This window comes from Pseudopedobacter saltans DSM 12145, assembly GCF_000190735.1.
Lineage (GTDB): Bacteria > Bacteroidota > Bacteroidia > Sphingobacteriales > Sphingobacteriaceae > Pseudopedobacter > Pseudopedobacter saltans.
The window spans coordinates 829,025-848,225 of the sequence record NC_015177.1 but is presented as its reverse complement, the minus strand read 5'-3'; the positions used below and the strand labels follow the sequence as shown (position 1 = coordinate 848,225).

Annotated in this window: 10 protein-coding genes; 2 read left to right on the top strand and 8 right to left on the bottom strand. The window is 35.7% G+C overall.

The annotated features are described in order from the left end of the window. Positions 1-68: 68 nt before the first annotated feature. The 7 genes from PEDSA_RS03480 to PEDSA_RS03450 form a co-directional block, all read right to left on the bottom strand. Positions 69-1,013: a DUF5017 domain-containing protein gene (locus PEDSA_RS03480; RefSeq protein ID WP_013631770.1), complete on the bottom strand. Its 945-nt coding sequence runs from the start codon at positions 1,011-1,013 to the stop codon at positions 69-71. Positions 1,014-1,031: 18 nt separating this feature from the next. Continuing rightward, a complete protein-coding gene (locus PEDSA_RS03475; RefSeq protein ID WP_013631769.1) occupies positions 1,032-2,948 on the bottom strand; it encodes a RagB/SusD family nutrient uptake outer membrane protein in 1,917 nt (638 codons plus the stop codon). 16 nt (positions 2,949-2,964) lie between these two features. After that, a complete protein-coding gene (locus PEDSA_RS03470; protein ID WP_013631768.1) occupies positions 2,965-6,243 on the bottom strand; it encodes a SusC/RagA family TonB-linked outer membrane protein in 3,279 nt (1,092 codons plus the stop codon). Between the two features lie 19 nt (positions 6,244-6,262). After that, positions 6,263-9,367 carry a SusC/RagA family TonB-linked outer membrane protein gene (locus PEDSA_RS03465; RefSeq protein WP_013631767.1) on the bottom strand — a complete coding sequence of 1,035 codons (3,105 nt, stop codon included), beginning with the start codon at positions 9,365-9,367 and terminating at the stop codon, positions 6,263-6,265. 304 nt (positions 9,368-9,671) lie between these two features. Next, complete coding sequence (locus tag PEDSA_RS03460; RefSeq protein WP_013631766.1) at positions 9,672-10,739, bottom strand: Gfo/Idh/MocA family protein; 1,068 nt, start codon at positions 10,737-10,739, stop codon at positions 9,672-9,674. 10 nt (positions 10,740-10,749) lie between these two features. Further along, on the bottom strand, positions 10,750-12,465 hold the full coding sequence (locus PEDSA_RS03455) for a GMC oxidoreductase (RefSeq protein ID WP_013631765.1): 1,716 nt from the start codon (positions 12,463-12,465) through the stop codon (positions 10,750-10,752). Between the two features lie 10 nt (positions 12,466-12,475). Continuing rightward, positions 12,476-13,033 carry a gluconate 2-dehydrogenase subunit 3 family protein gene (locus tag PEDSA_RS03450; protein WP_013631764.1) on the bottom strand — a complete coding sequence of 186 codons (558 nt, stop codon included), beginning with the start codon at positions 13,031-13,033 and terminating at the stop codon, positions 12,476-12,478. Between the two features lie 569 nt (positions 13,034-13,602). Here PEDSA_RS03450 and PEDSA_RS03440 point away from each other — a divergent pair. Both PEDSA_RS03440 and PEDSA_RS03435 read left to right on the top strand, forming a co-directional pair. Beyond that, entirely contained in the window at positions 13,603-15,072 is a 1,470-nt protein-coding gene (locus PEDSA_RS03440; protein ID WP_013631763.1) for a sodium:solute symporter family protein, read from the top strand. Positions 15,073-15,083: 11 nt separating this feature from the next. After that, a complete protein-coding gene (locus tag PEDSA_RS03435; RefSeq protein ID WP_013631762.1) occupies positions 15,084-16,295 on the top strand; it encodes an AGE family epimerase/isomerase in 1,212 nt (403 codons plus the stop codon). Positions 16,296-16,476: 181 nt separating this feature from the next. Here the strand turns inward: PEDSA_RS03435 and PEDSA_RS03430 are convergent, their stop codons facing one another. After that, the gene (locus PEDSA_RS03430) at positions 16,477-19,194 is read right to left on the bottom strand and encodes a hypothetical protein (RefSeq protein WP_013631761.1); all 2,718 of its coding nucleotides are present in this window, start codon (positions 19,192-19,194) and stop codon (positions 16,477-16,479) included. Positions 19,195-19,201: the final 7 nt, after the last annotated feature.

Genomic DNA, 19,201 nt, shown 5'->3' with positions numbered 1-19,201 from the left:
ACATCTGATCTTCAGATACTAAGCGCTATTATGGTTTCTTCAAGCACAAATAACATTTAGTAATACATTTATTCTACTGTTATTTTAACCTGTCTAACAATTTCTTTTCTACCACTAACATTTGCGTTAATACCAACAAAAGTAACTATGTATTCGCCTGCTTTGGTAAAAGCATGATAGTGAGTCGTTAAAGCCGGATCTACATTCCCCTTAATAGCGATTGGCCTATCGGGACCGTTATCTAGTACTCCTAAATCAAAAGCTTTAGAAACAATCCAGGTATCAGTCTCGGGATCCGGATCAGTAGGTAAAGACCTGGAATAACCATTAAAAGTAAGTGTTGTTGAAGTTATACTTGATAAGGTTTTAGAATCCTCACTCTTTTCAATTAACCTGAAATTAGAAGATGATGGATTTCCCAAAAGATGATCACCAAATATTGATGTGCCAGTTACATTAAAAAGCGTAATTGTTCTTCTTCTTATTTTACCAAATTCCTCTTGCTTTTTACTTGCGTACTTAAATGCTATATACAATGGCTTTCCCGGTACTGCTAAATCAGAAATTTGGTACGATCCTGCTGCAACAGCAGCAATTCCAGATGTTTGAATATTAAATCGTGAAGTAATATCTATCCAATTGGCAGCATTTAAGCTTTCATAGTTATAAACGTTATTAAAGTCGGTAGATACCAACACTTTGAAGTCTGGATTTTGTAGAACGGTAGTGGATGTTGCATCCGGATATGTGCTGCTAAAACTCAGGATTGCTTTATCTAAAATAATTTCCCTGGCCTCTTTATATTCATACTGGCTATAAAGTTCTCCAGAATAAAAAGAGATGATATCCGGGTTTCCCTTTAGATTAAACTTTACTTCTTCGTTAACTTTATAAATTGTTTTGTCTGTACTTACTTCAAATTCTTCCAGCCCTGGAGAGATTTCAATGTCTCTGTTGCAAGAAATAATGGAAGAATATATTAATGCAATAAATGCTAGTTTTATAATTTTCATACTTTATAAATTTTTAAATTACCATCCGGGATTTTGCACTAATTTTCTATTCAAGCTCATTTCTCTGGCTGGTATTGGCCACAGCTTATGTTTTTCTCTCACATTTGCGAAATAACTATAGTAATAGTTTGATGTTAGCGCTGCATTGCTTAATATATTTGCTACCTGTCTCATCTCGAATTCAAATATTCCCCATCTAATTAAATCCCCTTTTCTTATTGTTTCAAAAGCAAATTCCCTCATTCTTTCATCTTGAATAGCTTTTCTAAAATCATTCAATTCGGCGGCAGTTAATTCACCTTCTTCAGCTGTATAAAACCTTGCATTTGCTCTAGCTCCAGTTCCGCCATTGGTCGGCGTGATGGTCACATAAGAAAAATTAGGTAATGTATATTTAGACCCCATTTTATATCCTGTTACCGGGTCTCTCTCCAAGTCAAAAAAGTTAATTACTCCCGCTGTTGAAACTTTCGCATAAATACCTGCCGTTGTTCCTGCTGGATTCGTATTAGGTAGAGTAATTGTTGGAGCAGATAAATAGCCGCTTCCTCCCGCGTTTATACCAAAACCTAAATTATTAGTCGCAGTAGTAGGGTTAGAAGTATTCGTTCTAATCTTAATTCCTCCAACATTAAAAGACCTTAATCTAACCTGATTAACCAATAATTTAGCAGAATCGCTTGGTATTCCGTTAGAACCTTCATTTCCTAAATGAACAGTTTCATAATCTGCCTCTGCATACATTAATAAGACATCAGAATATCTTAAAAGAGGGAAATTTTGAGGCGTTTGTGTTTTATGTTTAGGCTTTAAAGTTTCATATTCACGCCTAAATTTCCCCGCTTCTCTGTTATTTAAATAAGTTTGAGTTACAGAAGTAGTATAAGAACCAGTGAAATTATGAGTTGTTCCACTATAGGTAAAACTTGCAATTGTCCAATCTCTTCTTAAATCGCCCAAAATATAAATATTGAATAATTTAGAAGTTGCTTTTACCCCTCCAAAGCCCTGACCTATTACATCCGATGTTGTTGTTGGCCCGTTTACATAACCAACCTGCCCCATTTCGCTGAAAGCATCCTGTCCATTTCCCTTAAATTCTACTTCCCAAATACTTTCTTTAGGATCATATTTATCCTGCGCATAATTAATAAAAATCTGGCTAAAGCTTGGATTTAATGTGTGTCCCGCCCCAGCATCTGATATAACCTTGTATGCCCAATTTTTAGCTTCCTGATATTTCGTTAAATCTCTTAAAGGATAACCTGCCATGTAAAGACATACTCTTGCTAATATACCTCTAACAGCAGATTTGTTAACTCTTCCACCATGGCCGATTTCCTGAATACTTGCGACTAGTGTTTCTGCCTCTTTCATATCGGCAAGAATCTGGTCGTAAACTTCCTTATCTGTAGCTCTTGGAATATCTATATTATCCACATCAGCTAAAGGCTCTAATATTAATGGAACTCCACCAAAAGTTTTTACAAGCATAAAATAGAAATAACCTCTTAAAAAGAGAGCTTCACCTCTAAGTCTATTTCTGTAGTCCACATCAATAGAGGGATTAGAATCCACGTTTGCGATAAAATTATTGGCTCTTGCAACTCCTGAATATAAATCACGCCAAAAAGAATTAATATCAGAATGGCCAGAAGTAAAATCATTTGCATGAGGCCCACTGGTAGGGCTAGAGCGAGCGTAATAACCCTCATCCGCTTCAAATCCTAATCTATAATGCATTAATGTTCCATAAAGAGAAAATGCTTGTAATGAATGATAAACTGATCTGATATTAGACTCTAGCTTTTCCGGAGTGTTATAGTAATCAGTCAGCTCCGGCGAGAAGTCCAATGGATTTTTTTCCAGAAATTTTTCACACGAACTAGCACTTATTACAATAAATACCAGTAATGAGTAAACAATCTTTTTCATATTGTTAGGTGTTTAATTAAAATGTTGCGCTTAATCCAAAAGTAATAGTCCTAGCCTGCGGGTACGGTGAGTAGTCGAATCCAGGGGTTAGAACAGAATGCCTGGTTGACACTTCGGGATCCATCCCTGAATAATTAGTAAATGTTAATAAATTCTGAGCCGCAACTCTCAAACTTAGCTTACTTAAATATGCTGGTTTTATAAATTTTGACGGTATACTGTAAGTTAAGGCCACAGTCTTTAATCGCAAGTAAGATCCATCTTCTATAGTTCTATCTGAAAAATAGCCTGCGGGCCCCTGGCCGCCTACTTTATATATCGTGTTAGACCTATTTTCCGGGGTCCATCTATCATTAAATGTTGCGTATTGATTTACATTGTATAAATTAATATAGTTACCATCAAAAATCATCCTATTGGCATTATATATCTGGTTACCGTATGACCATTGGAAAAATACATTCAGATAGAAATTTTTGTATGAAAAATTATTTGTAAACCCTCCTGTATGGATTGGCTGTCCTCTCCCGATAACAGACATATCCTTATCATCAACCGTACCATCACCATTTAAATCTTTGTATTTAATATGGCCAGGCTGAATGTTTGTTCTTACGCTACCATTATCAGAAAAATTTGATTTTAACACATATGCTCCTGTTGAAGAAACATCAAAATCCTCTACCTGATAAATGCCGTCAAAAATGTATCCATAAAACATTCCTGCCGGGTAACCAATTCTAGAGGTGTAAAGAGCAGCAGTATTTTGTCCCACAGTCATGTTAGAAAACATGCTGGTCTGGTTTCTTGTTAACTCAATAATTTCATTTCTATTGAAGCTGATGTTAAAGTTAGATCTCCATGAAAAATTTTTGTTTCTAATATTAATTGTATTTAAAGTAAACTCGAAACCGTCATTTTTTAATGATCCTATATTTTTAAACACTCGCTCATACCCCGTTGCAGTAGGCATATCAGCATTAATTAATAAATCTTCAGTAACTTTATTATAGTAATCGAACGTTAAGCTTATTCTACTTTTGAACAAACCAAAATCGTAACCCAAATTAAATTGTTTAGTAGTTTCCCACTTTAGATTATCGTTACCTAATTTCGAGATGGCTATACCTCCTACTGGTACTTCATCTCCAAACGAATAAGTATTAGCTAAAGCACTTGTAACTTGTGTATAAATATCATAGTTGCCAATTCTATTGTTACCTATTGCTCCGTAACTCACTCTTATCTTAGACTCAGAAATTAATTGGTTATATTTCAAGAACCCCTCTCTCTTCATATTCCACGCAAATGCGGCAGAAGGGAAGAATCCAAATCGGTTTCCTTTCTTAAATTTAGACGAGCCGTCTGCCCTGTAAGTTGCGGTAATAAAATACTTAGACTTAAAATCGTAAACTAATCTTCCAAAATAAGAAACAAGACTATATTCTCCTGCTGTCGCTACGCTGGCATGCGGCGTACCTAAACCAAGACCATAAATGCCTAAATCTTCTCTAGGTATATATTTAGTAGTAAAACCAAAAGACTCAGATAATCCTTCCTGAAAGGAGAAACCTCCCATCATTTCAATCTTATGTGCTTTGTTAAAGGTATTATTATAGGTCAGAATATTCTCGTTTGACCATACCGTGGTTTCAGAAGTAGAAAACCTTCCGTTTGTAAGCCATGCCTGCGTTCGGTTTTGTGGGCTACCCTGTGGTGTATTTGAGTTATAAAAAAACCTTCCTTCGCCCGTATTGCTTGATATAGAATATGTTGTTTTAAATTTCAACTTCTTTACAACATCGTATTCAAGGTATAAATTAGTCATGAAACTTGTACCTAGATTATATGTATAATCATTTCGGCTCGTGATTATTGGATTTAACCTTAAATCAGACGTATTTTCGTATTCATCCCCATCATATATATCATCTACCAAATCTACATTTCCCACACCCGCAACTGGTCTATATGCCCACGTTCTGTATAAAGCAAAAGATGTAAAATTGCTCCCGGATGCACCTGCATTTACTGCCTGACCAATTCTTAAATTATCGCTATAATTTGCGGTAATTCCGCCCCTTAGCTTTTTGCTGATAGTTTGGTCAATAGTAATCCGTCCCTGATATCTTTTTGAGCCAGTATTGATAATAATACCATCCTGATCAAATATAGACCCGGAAAGTGAGTATTTGGTATTTCTATTACCACCTCTAATTGCGATATTATGAATTTGAGTTAATGATTTCCTGAACATTAAACCCTGCCAATCTATACCTTTCATATTTCTATAATCCTCTAGCACTCTTCCTCCTTCTTCTACACTTAAATACTTGGCATCTGATGGATCAAGCTCGGCTCTTGTATAAATCTCTTTAGTTCTGTTAGGACTAATTTCCATCTGTAAATTAACAAACTCCCACGGCGTCATCATATCAATGGTCTTTTGCACTTCATGGAAACCTAAAGAAGAGTTAAATGTGATAATCGGCTTGCCTATTTTTCCCTTTTTTGTTTGAATGATGATTACACCGTTCGATCCTCTGGAACCATAAATCGCTGTTGCAGAAGCATCTTTTAAGATGTTCATGGATTCGATTTCTTCTGGATTAATAGCTGCATTATCAGGATCTTCTATAGGGAAACCATCTATTACGTATAATGGCGTTGTACTTTGCGTTAAAGACCCCGCTCCTCTGATAACTATATCCGGAGCACCACCTGGCTGGCCGTCCGAAGACGAAACTTGTACACCCGCAACACGGCCGGCTAATGCTTCATCGAAAGAACCTACAGGCGCTTCTAACAAATCAGTCATTTCTACCTGCGCCACCGAGCCTGTTAAATCGTCTTTCTTAACGGTTCCGTATCCTATTACAACCACACTTTCAAGACTTTGCGTCTCTTCTTTCATCACAATATTTCTAACGAAAGAATTAATTTTGAACTCCTGCGTTGCAAAACCTAAATAGCTATATACCAAAGTAACACCTAATTGGCTTACCTCAATTCGGTAATTTCCATTCAGGTCTGAAATTGTTTTAAAACCAGCTCCCTTAACCTGAATATTTACGCCTGGCAATGCAACACCAGAACCATCCGTTACCTTACCTGTTATATATATTTTTTGATTTTGAATGAGATAAGTATTACCAAGTGCTGTATTAATACTTGCATAAACTTTTGTTTGCTTAATTGCAAACAACAACAACAAGCCTAAGATTAATTTGAAATTAAACACTGTCTTCAATTTACTTTGAGTTGCCAAACCAGGCTTTATATAATAATTGCACATAATTTTCTGTTTAGGTTATTTAGAAAGTAGCGTGAAGCCCTAATGAAATTGTTTTTGCTTGAGGATAAGCCGCATAATCAAATCCAGGAGTAAGTACCGAATGTCTTGCAGAAACCTCAGGATCTAAACCAGAATACTTAGTTATTGTAAATAAATTCTGCGCTGAAAAACGCACATTTAGCTGACTTAAATACAATGATTTTATATGCCTCTTAGGAACAGCATATCCTATAGAAATGGTTTTTAATCTTAAGTAAGATCCGTCCTCTAGCACTCTACTGGATTGGAAACCTGTTGGCCCTTGCCCGCCGGTTCTAAAAAGTTCATTAGAAGGTTTCTCGGCTGTCCATCTGTCATTATAAGAAGCATATTGATTTAAGCCCATCAGGTTAGAATAATTCCCCTCGAATAACATTCTATTGGCATTATATATCTGGTTACCATAAGACCATTGGAATAATACGCTCAAATCAAAAGCTTTATAGTTAAAGTTATTTAATAATCCTCCGAAATGCTTCGGAGCACTTCTTCCGATAATAGTTTGATCATCTTGATTGATACTAAGATTACCATCTAAATCTTTATATCTGATATCGCCAGGTTGAATGCTACTTCGTGGTGAACCATTGTCAGGTCTATCTGATTTTAAGATATAAACCCCGCCGGTCATATCAAAATCCTCTACCTGATAAATACCATCAAATACATATCCATAAAACATCCCTGCGGAATATCCTGGTTTGCTGACATATAAGGGAGAAGTTAAATCACTACCCACTTGCGAATAGATGGCATCAGTGTTATTTATAGATAATATTTTGTTTTTGTTAAATGCGACATTAAAATGAGACGTCCATTTAAAATTATCTGCCTGGATATTGTTTGTGCTTAAAGAAACTTCTAAACCTTCGTTTCTTATAGAAGCAAGGTAAGGAGTACCTACATTTTCTTTTCTGTATACATCAAGGCTTAATGCAATTTTGTCTTTAAAAAGACCAAAGTCATATCCGATATTATATTGTTCTATAGTTTCACGTCTACCGTCTAAATTTAACAATCCATTAAAAGCAGCATCTGGTTTTCCAAAAGTGCTTATATAATCAAATGGCTCATATGCCCAGCTTTGAATTTGACCGTAGCCAAAACGCAGTTTAGACGTGGAAACTATTTTAGAACCTTTTAATATATTTTCGGCCATCATATTCCATCCTACCGAAAAAGATGGTGAATAAGAGAAAATATTATTTGTAAATGGTAATTCTTCGGCTCTTAAAGACGCAGACAAGTAATATTTAGATTTATAGTCATAATTTACTCTACCAAAATATGACCTGAATGAATATTTTGACATATTAGATTCCGTTGCATAAGGCAATCCTTCGTCCAATCCATAAATTCCAATATCTTCATTTGGCAAATTAGATACACTAAAACCAAATAACTCCCTCATTCCATTATAATATGAAAAACCGGCTAATACTTCTAAAGAGTGTGCCCCTTTAAAAACGTTGGCATAGTTTAAAGTATTCTCATTAGTAAAATATTTGCTTTTCATATACCTGAAAGCCCCATTAGCAGCTAAAGCAGAATTACCGCCGGGAGTATTAGAATTATAAAATATATCCAGCCTGTTTCTATCAGCATTTAACGATCCTATAGAACGAAACTTTAAATTTTTGAGAATATCTAACTCAAAATATGCACTTGTTAATAAATTGGAAGTAGTATAAGTTTTACTTTCATTTTCTATTGATATTATCGGATTATATTTCACTAAGGGAGATGTTTTGTAATCTGGATCTATGGCATAGTCTAATAAATTAATGTTAGATTCTCCGGACACCGGTCTTGCTCCCCAAGCTCGGAATAAAGCATAATTTGTAGAATTGGACACATCTTCACCATTAACAGCATAGCCATTTTTACTATAACGTCCGTAGTTCGCCGTTAAACCAATTCTAATTTTCTTACTAATTATTTGGTCTAATGTTGCTCTTCCCTGATACCTATTTGCACCTGAGTTTATAATTACTCCGTTTTGATCAAAAATTGATCCTGATAAAGAATATCGGGTATCTTTATCTCCACCTCTTATCCCTATATTATGAATCTGTATGGGGCTGCTTCTGAAAATTTCATCCTGCCAGTCAATTCCTTCTATGTTTTTATAACTCGATAAAGTGCGCCCAGAGGCATTGTATAAGGGATCCGACAGATTTAAAGAAGCTCTGTTATAAAGCTCATTTGCTTTTTGCTGATTAATTTCGGTTTGATATTTCACAAAATCATAGCTATCCATCATCTTGATCTTATTTGTAAATTGCTGAAAGCCGACTGTAGTATTGAATGAAATTGTCGATTTACCAGGAAGTCCCTTTTTAGTATTAATTATTAACACTCCATTCGCTCCTCTGGCACCATATATTGAAGTCAACGAAGCATCTTTTAAAACAGTTAAAGAAGATATTTCTTCAGGATTAACGGTTACGTTACCAATATTATCTACAATAACACCATCAATTACATATAAGGGAGAGTAATTTTTATATAAAGAATTCGCTCCTCTGACAACTACATCCATCGCTTCACCCGGCTGCCCTGTCAGCGAACTTATTTTCACACCTGCTATTCTTCCAGATAATGCTTCAATAAAATCACTAACAGGAGCTTTTATAAAGTCTTCTGGCTTAATTTGCACCAGGGACCCCGCCACTTCTTGATAAGAACCGGATCCATATCCTAAATTAATTGTTTCGTTAAACACAGTTTTTTCACGTTGTAACTTAACATTTATAACCTTTCTATCTCCTATTGCCAGCTCTAACTGTATATAACCAACTTTACTGAATATGATTGTGGAATCCGATTTTCCGATATTCAAATTATACAAACCTGATTTTTGTGATATTGATGATCTTGCTGACTCTCTGGTATAGATTTCCACTCCCGGGATTTCACGTCCGTCGACATCAGTGACCCTTCCGACCAAAGATGTACTTGGAGCCTGACCGAAGCTCTTCTTACTAACAATTAAACTGTTAAGAATTATAGTTATACACAGATATACTAGAGGATTCAGTAATAATTTGGGATTACCCCATCTAAAAGAGAAATTATACATCATTTGAAAAATAGTTATAGAATGGTTTACAAACTTATTTACGGTTACGTAACCGAATATATAGAGTATAATTTTAAAATCAAAATTATTTTTTCATATTTTAGCTTTGGAGAGCTTCAATATTGCAAAAGTCACGGTAATTGTAGGTTTATATCGTATCAAGATATAAGGTAAGATCTTAAAAGTTCAAAAGAAAAGCTCGCTGATTTATCTCTTAAGTTGTAAAGATAACCTTGCATTTTACCTAAAATTCTTCTTTCCTAAAATTCAGAAAAGAAGAATTTTATAAATGTTAGTATCTTAAACATTAAAATTTGACTACCTGATTTTCCCTTATTGACTCGTCACAAGCAAAGGCTATTCTAAGGCTGTTTATTGCATCTTGGTTATGTTCTGTCAAGTCAACATTTTCTATAATTGCTTTTAAGAAGAACCTTTGCTCTCTTTCACATAATTCATTATGGTTGGGTTCATCTTCTAAATTGACCCATTCGTCTGCCAAGTCAAACTCCTTATTAGCATTTAGATTTGAGTGATGTATCCTTAGTGATTCTGTCGCTGTATGAGCAGCTACAGAGTCTGATTTACCTTCATTTTCCGCTTTCTGGGCGACTATGGAAACAGAGCCATCTGGACCGATGATGTCTTTAACAAAAAAAGCGGTCTGACTCATCATTGGTCCCCAGCCAGCTTCATACCATCCGATTGACCCGTCCTCAAATTTTATCTGTAATTGACCATAATTATAATTCCATTGCGGAATATCTTCAGTTAATCTGGCCCCAATCGCGTGTACCGAAATAGGTTTTGACCTGGTAATCTGACACATTACATCAATATAATGTACTCCACAATCTACGATAGGACTTAAACTCTTCATTATATTTTGATGCGTTTCCCAATTCTTCCCCGAGCTTTGCTGATTTAAATTCATTCTCATTACTAATGGACGCCCTAAAGTTTTAGCAATATCGACAAACTTTATCCAGGAAGGGTGATGCCTTAAAATATAGCCAATTACCAATTTTTTGTTATGCGCCTTTGCAAACTGAACTACGTTTTCGGCTCCGCTAATTGAATCTGCTACTGGTTTTTCCAGAAACACATGACAGCCGCATTCCATTGCTTTTATAGCGTATTCTTCATGTGTATCCGGATAAGTTGAAATACACACTGCATCAGGTAATGTCTCTTCAAGGGCATCATCGTAAGACGAAAATAATTGATATTTACCGCCAAGCTTATTATTAAGTACAACCTTACTTTCTCCTGTTGAAACCAAGCCACATATTTCAAACTCCTCTATATTATGGTATGCCAGCGCATGAGAAGTCCCCATATTTCCGCACCCGACAATTAAAACTCTGATCTTCATTCTAAATAAGCTATAAGTTATTCTTTTTCATTTCTTTAATCGCAAAATCTACTGCTCTTGCAGTTAATGCCATATAAGTTAAAGATGGGTTTTGAGTTCCCGTGGAAGTCATGCATGCCCCGTCTGTAACAAATACATTATTACATGTATGCAATTGATTAAAACCATTCAATAATGAAGTTTTAGGATCCCTACCCATTCTTACACCTCCCATTTCATGAATATCCAGTCCAGGATTTTGATTTCTATTTTTTGCCTTGATGTTTTTACAACCTGCCTTTTCCATCATATCTGAGGCCTCTTTAAAGAAATCTTCTTTGGATTTTCTGTCATTGTCATCATATCCAACATCAATTTTCAATAACGGTATTCCCCACTCATCTTTTTCTTCTTTACTTAGCTGTACTTTGTTTTGTTCTTTCGGTATGGTTTCTCCCTGCATCATCATATAAACATTCCATTTTCCTGGCTCCGCTATTTCTTCTTTATAATTACTGCCTATCTGATCTCCACTAACCATATGTCCCCATGAAGCTCTCGAAGCACTATAAAAAACCATATACCCTCTTAGAAAATCTGTTTCTTGTTTATGTACATTCTTGAAGTTAGGCATTATCACAGCAGTAGGTCTTCTTCCATAATAATATGTATCTTCAAATCCATCAATATCAGCAGATACACTTCCTGAATAATTATGGAATGCGATATATTTACCTAACAGCCCATTATCATTTCCTAAGCCTTCGGGGAATCTGTAAGAAATCGAGTTAAGCAAAATCTGATTTGTATTTAATGCTGAGGCGTTCACAAATATTACTTTGGCATAATATTCAGTAACTTCTTTCGTAATTCTGTCAATTACTCTAACGCCGGCTGCTTTACTTTTTTTTTCATCATAAATAATGGAATGAACAACTGCATCGGGGCGTAACGTTAGATTACCAGTCTTTGCTGCCCAGGGAAGTGTCGATGAATTAGAACTGAAATAACCTCCGAAAGGGCAGCCTCTGCGACATAAATTTCTAGATTGACATTTTCCTCTGTTTTGTTGCAGGTGTATTTCTTTCGGTTCAGTAAGATGCGCACAACGTCCTATAATCACGTTACGATTCTTGAAGTTTGTCATGATGCTTTGTTGTATGAACTTTTCTACCGCATTCATTTCCCATGGTGGTAAAAACTCACCATCTGGCAGGGTATCCAGGCCATCTCGATTTCCGCTTATGCCAGCAAATTTTTCAACGTGACTATACCAAGGTGCTAAATCGGCATACCGTATCGGCCAATCTACTGCAAATCCATCTCTCGCCGGACCTTCAAAATCGTATTTACTCCATCTCTGTGTTTGTCTTGCCCACATTAACGATTTTCCTCCAACCTGATATCCTCTTATCCAATCGAAAGGCTTGTCCTGTATATAGGGATGCTTCTTGTCTTCTACAAACAAATCCTTAGTATCCTCACCAAAAGCATAGCATTTTGATGTAATGGGATTGTCTTCTTTTAATTTCAATGGAACTCTTCCCCTATTGGGAAAATCCCACGGATTTTTTAATGCGGTCGGATAGTCCTTTATATGTTCTATGTCTCTGCCTCGTTCCAGAACTAAAGTTTTAAACCCTTTGTCACAAAATTCCTTTGCTGCCCATCCACCACTAATGCCTGATCCTATTACAATAGCATCATATGTATGCAGTTCTTTTCCTTTGATATTCAAATTTATCATAAAGACACTTCTAATTTAACGCCCAGGCTTTATCGCCTTTTTTATATGCTATTTCTCCCTTGTAGTATCCGGGAATAGATAAATAACGCAAGCATGTAGTCGCCCCCAATTCCGAGGTAAAAAAACCAAACACTATAAGGTTTTTAAGCTTTGTGTAGTTTAGGTAAGCAATATTTTTTGAATCACTATTATTAGTAGCTTCCTTATCAAAGGCTTTTAACAATTCTTCTTTTTGTTTATTCCCTAATCTGGCAAAAGGTTTTTTAAATCGTTGATTAGCTGTTTCGTTTATCGTCAAAATGCTTGCTATCAAGTGCCTTCTTTCGTCAACAGTATAGCAATCTTTTATATGACTAGCTATGAAGGAAGCGACTCCGGCATCTTTAGCTCCAGGTACCTTTTTATTACGTGGAATAATTGTTTCAGCAATTTCGTCAAGTAGCAATATGTGTTGCTCATTAATATGTCCATCATTCAAACTCATGTTGCACCCCCACACATTTATAGGATTTATAATGGATCCTACGCCAAAAATCACCAATGACTTCAATAAATCACGTCTTCTCATAACTATCGCTTATTTTTCGTTTGATCAACCAATCGTCAATTAACAGTAATTGGTCTTGGTATATTTATGTCATTATTCCTCTTTCAATACTGGCTATAAATCCACAATCTTTATAATGCAGTATTCATAAACGGTACATAATTGCTGTCATTTATTATCGGTCATCGAGACAAAATTTCATCTGAAAATTTTGTCTCCGATGACCACTTATAACGGACACCATATTAAAGACTACTTGAATAGGACTTACCATCCGACAATTCGAAATAACACATTATTGTTTGACATGCTGTATAAGAAGAAGTGGTTAAACAATAATTGGTAAAAATCCACCGTCTCCTATAAGGTAAATCCAAGCTATCATCATTCCTTCGTTAACGTAAACATATGAAATATTTTTCAAATTCAACTTTAAATATTTTATGAAAATAGTCGTCCGGAACCTGTCTTTCTTAAGATGCTGCAAATACCTCCTTCTTTTTTTCTTTCTATATAATTTTGAATTTAAACCTAAACCATTTAACTTCGTTAACGTACACAATTATAAATAACATAACAATACCACTATAATGGCAAATTTAGACTACATCATTCTTTTTACTTATTTCTTTGTCCTTCTGGCTATGGGGGTTTGGGGATACATGCGTATCAAGTCATCAGCAGATTTCTATACCGCAGGAGGGAAACTCCCATGGTGGCTCTCTGGCATTTCACATCACGTTTCTGGGTACAGTGGAGCTGTCTTTGTTGCCTACGCAGCGATAGCATATACTCACGGGTTCACACTTTACATATGGTGGGCGTTAAGTATTTCGATCGCTATGATTGGCACAACATTTATTATTGCTCCCAGATGGGCGCGATTAAGATCAGAGCTAAAAATCCAATCGCCTACGGAATACCTTGCACTTAGATACAATTTACCTACTCAACAAGTAATGGCATGGAGTGGTGTCATCATAAAAATTTTCGATGTGGGCGCAAAATGGGCCGCTATAGGAATTTTATTAAATGCTTTTACCGGACTTTCATTTGCTCATGGAATCTTATTAGCCGGAACTGTAAGTATGATCTACATAACAATTGGTGGATTGTGGGCTGATGTAATAAATGATCTGGCATCTTTTATTATTCAATTTGTTGCAGGCATTACGCTATTGGTAATGGTTTTAATTAATTTAGGCGACGGTGCTTCCGGAATTTTCACCATGTGGGACAGATTACCAAAAAGTCACTCCGATGCCTTTAATTCACCTTACACATTAGGCTTTGCAATATCATATATGGTTATCAGCTTTTTTAGCTATAGTGGTGGTACATGGCATTTAGCAACCAGGTTTATATCTTCTCCCTCAGGTTCAGAAGCAAAAAAAGCGGCTATGCTTTCTATGTTAATGTATTTGATTTGGCCTTTAGTACTATTCTTTCCGATGTTTGCCTCGCCTATTTTTTTGAAGGATTTAGCTGATCCTACACAATCTTATGCATTAATGGCCATGAAATTTTTACCACATGGTTTAGTAGGTTTGCTGTTAGCATCTATGTTTGGAAATACATTGGCAATGACCGCAGCTGATGCAAATACCATATCTGCTGTAATAACAAGGGATATTTTACCCGTTTTATATAAAAAAATAACCTCATTTAATGAAAGAAAGATGTTATTTATTGCCAGAATAACAACCTTCTTATTTGTTCTTGTTACTATAATTATAGCCTTTGAATCTAAATCTTTCGGGGGAGTGTTTGGATTAATCATATCATGGTTTGCCGCTTTAGTTGGACCAACCGCCGTTCCTATGATATTAGGTTTATTACCTGCCTTTAAATATAGTGACAGCAGAGCTGCCCTGCTTTCTATATTCGGAGGTCTGTTAACTTTTATACTACTAAAGAGTTTTGCTACTGTAAGTCTGGCAGTAGATATATCCTCTCCTATCATCGTTTCTATGATTATTTACGTTGGATGGGGACTTCTATTTAAGAATGTAAAACCAGAAGCAGAGAATATGTTAAAGGCATTAGAAAAAGACAATTAACACTTAAATATATGCATATAAAAATAGCGGGATTTTCAGCCGATGAACTATTAAAGCAATATCAGGAAAATTTATTTAACGATTTTCTACCTTTTATGGATGAATACATTATAGATCATCAATATGGTGGATTCAAATGCAATACAGATAGGAGCGGAAATAATATTACTAATAATAAACGCACTTGGTTTGATGGACGTGGAGTTTGGGTATATTCCTATTTATACAACAACTTTAAAAAAGCCCCTAAATATTTAGAAATAGCGAACAAGACTATCGACTTACTTTTCAAAGCTAAAACTGACTCCGAGTTGTGGCCATGGTCTTATGACCAATTTGGCAATGATTTAAAAGAGCGTAGCCCTGATATTTATGGAAACTTATTTGTTGCTGAAGGACTAATTGAATATAGCATTGCAACAGGCGATGTTTCTTACATGCACCAGGCAAAAAACATTCTTTTTAATTGTGTAAAATTATACGACAGCGAAGATTATCTATATGATTTTGACTACAGACCTGATGTATCTACCATAAGGAAACCAAGAGTTTTAGGACACTGGATGATTATGTTAAGTCTATCAAAAAGCATACTTAAACATGAATATGATGCAGATATAGAGGCGTTATCAGACAGATGTTTAGACGCTTTGCTCAACCATCACCTTAATCCTGAATTTGGTCTGATGGTAGAGTTTCTCGAAAAAGATCTTTCGCTTCCCAAAGACGGTTTAGACCAATTTGTTTACATAGGGCATGCCATAGAATCTCTGTGGATGATTATGGATGAGGCCATTAGAAGGAACGATCATGCTCTGTTTAATAAATCCTGTGATTTATTCAAATATCATGTAGAAGTAGCCTGGGATGACGTTTACGGAGGCGTTTTTCATGGACTGGAAAATGTAAACGAGAACAAATGGCTGCTTGAAAAGGTCCTGTGGGCACAACAGGAAGTCTTAATAGGATTAATGATGATTATTGAATTCACCGATGATGAATGGGCCTATAGATGGTTTGATAAAGCTTATAACCATGTAATAAACACCTATCCTCTAGAAAAACACGGATATAGATTATGGAACATAGGGGGCGATAGAAAAATGACTTTCCAGAAAGAGGGTATTCGCATAGAGAATTACCATACACCCCGACATTTGATGTTAAATATTCAATTACTAAATAAAATCAAGGCTAAGTGGGATGAATCGTATGGCAAGTAATTATAAATACGGTCAGAGGGTTATTTAAAAGCTCTTGTATCGCTCTTCTTCGCCAGTTTATCCGGGCGAGTAAAAGAAAGATCCCATTCAGAAGCTATTCTAAATGGGATCTTTCTTTTTAAAGCCGCGGAAATGAAACATTTTAGACTTTTTGAGCTGTCATTTTTAAGAACCTATTACGCTAAATAGGCTTTATAATGTATTTTCCTTGAATGGCCTCAAAAAACCCACAATTTTTATTTTCCTTTACTTCTATACTTGCAATTAATTTTCCTTTTGAATTCATGACGCCCCATTTGCCCGAACGAAGCCCTGTAAGCACTATTTTATAGTTTTTCTTTTCCGGAATATCTATCTGAAAAGATTCAGATATAAACTGATCATCTTTATTGATACATACAACATATTTATCCGCCACTATCACACTCACACGCCCTGTATCATAATGTTTTAAAGGCATAGGTTTAATAGAATCTGCAGTTACCTGAAATACAGTTAAAAATTGGTCTTTCTTCTGATCTTTCTTTGGCGAAATCATGATTCTATTAGCCGAAGATTCTCTATTGACAATTGGAGCTGTGTATTTCTTTCCAAAGACCTCATTTGCGTCTTTTCCTCCTTTTACAACAATATTTCTGTCAGATGCATTTGGAAGTAACATATTTACATAAGTATTTCCTGTTAATTCACCTTTTTGACTATGCAATACAATTTCATCCGATTTAATCTCAGGGACTTCGAAAGCATTTATTTGCCAGTACTTTTTAAAAGTGGCATCACTGGTAACCATATTATCATATACCACAATCATAGCGGGAATATCCGCTCGCTCCAGGTTCAAAAAACAAAAGCTTCTTTTATAGGATTCGAGTTTTTTACTATATGCTTTAGTTAAATCTGCAGAAAAATAACTATAGAATGGCTTTTGTAATGAAGGCCCATAATCCTTAGCAATTATTTCACCATAGTTGAAGACAGGATTTCCTGTTACTTCCTGCGGTGTTTTAGGATGAATTTGAATAAAGCGGGCCCCTCCATCATTTCCGTCTGTTCTATCAAATTTCTCCTTAGGATCTAATGCTAGCATCATGCTATGAGCTACAGACCGCTTGCTTACATTATAATCGTAAGGTGTGCCATAAAACTTATATACACCTATATCACCAAACTGAAGTCCTCTGTAGTACAATTGCATAGCGCCGGCATCTGCATGTTGATGATTTCCAAAATGATATCCACCACCTTTTATCTCTGCCACTACATCATTACTGGTATTGCCCATATTCCAACCCGTCCTCGCTACCATAGATCCCAGAACCGGACCAAAATCCATAGTTAAAGGCAAAGAATTTAAGTCTTTATCTGCTTTAATAGCCGGGTCATTCAATAAAAGATACAAAACCGAATTGTCCAACACCCCTCCTTGTCTTTCAAATTCTCCTTTTATTTTTGGATCTCCGGAATAATTATAGGATAAAAACATACATAGCGGTGATTTCCAATAATAGGATTTTCCCGGAGCAGCACTACCAAACCCATCGCCATCTCTAAACATTTCCCCGTCAGGCAACCTCATATACTGCCAAAATTTAGGTACATTTTTAATATTGTCATCAAATACTGGTTTACCCGTCATTCTATAAAACAACCAGGCAGCATGCATATCCCACGTAAATCTATATGAACCATAATTCACACCTTGATTATGTCTGGGAGACTGATACTCAAATTTTCTCATGGGAACCAGGTTTTCCAGTAGCGCATAAGAAACATATTGGTAAGGCTGTGGATTCTCGTCATAAATAGCTATACTCATACTTAATAAATCTCTATTTACCTGAGCTTCATTACCATGTCCGTTTACGACGCTTTGAAGAAACGGTGGCCAGCCAATTTCCATATCATCAGCCAATCTCATTAAATTGCTAACAATAATCTTTTTCTCTTCCGGAGTAACTATATCGTAACACCAATCATAAACTTCCGATGAAATATAAATCGTTCTTCCAATCTCTCTTGTAATATCGAGAATATTACCAAATTCAACATGAGAAATGTAGTCTTTTATTAACCCGATAGCGTCTCTACCAATTTTTTTATCACCTGTCATCAAGTAATAAAATGCTTTTAATTCTGCCGCTTTTTCCAATTCTTCATTGAAAGCGACTTCCTCTTTCGGATCAAATTTAAATTCGAAAGGTCGTAAAGCTGAATTCTTTACCTTTTCCCAATAAGCTTTGTTCTCTCCTTTCTCTAAACGGGATTTTACAATTGGTAGCGATTCACTATTTACCCAAAGTCTTGGTCTTGTATTTAAAGGAACAACTTTTGGTGAATAATTAACTGCCTGTGAAGGAACCTTTGGAGGTGTATAAGTTGATAGCTCAACCCTATCAAATATGACTCCTTTTGGGAGCCATATTTTCATGGTTTTATTTTTATCGATATCAAATTTTCCAGTCTCTTGTCTGGGACGGTCCCACGGTACATATACTACCCTTTTAGTCGGCCTTTGATCATCTATTTGAATCTTCATAAATAAAGACTCGTATTTACCTTTAGCCTTTTTCATTAGCTCTGCTCCATACGCGTTAGTGTACGCAACAGTATGCATTCTATACCTTCCTGATTTTACATCTTGCAGATTAATAGTGATATCCGGCCTGGCATCGGGCGCTTCTATATAACTTTTACTACCCTCTTTAAGTGATATACCTTTTTGATTTTGAACCCTGTTATCTTCTACGATTCCTATTCTTGTTGCATCAAGCTCCATCAATGATGAAGGTATTATATATTTGTTAATACTTGCTGTGTCGCCTGGAGAGCTAATTTGAGCTTTTAGATTTAATGTTAAAACATGTAACAGAAAAAGACAACAAGACTTTAAAATATTCATAATATAT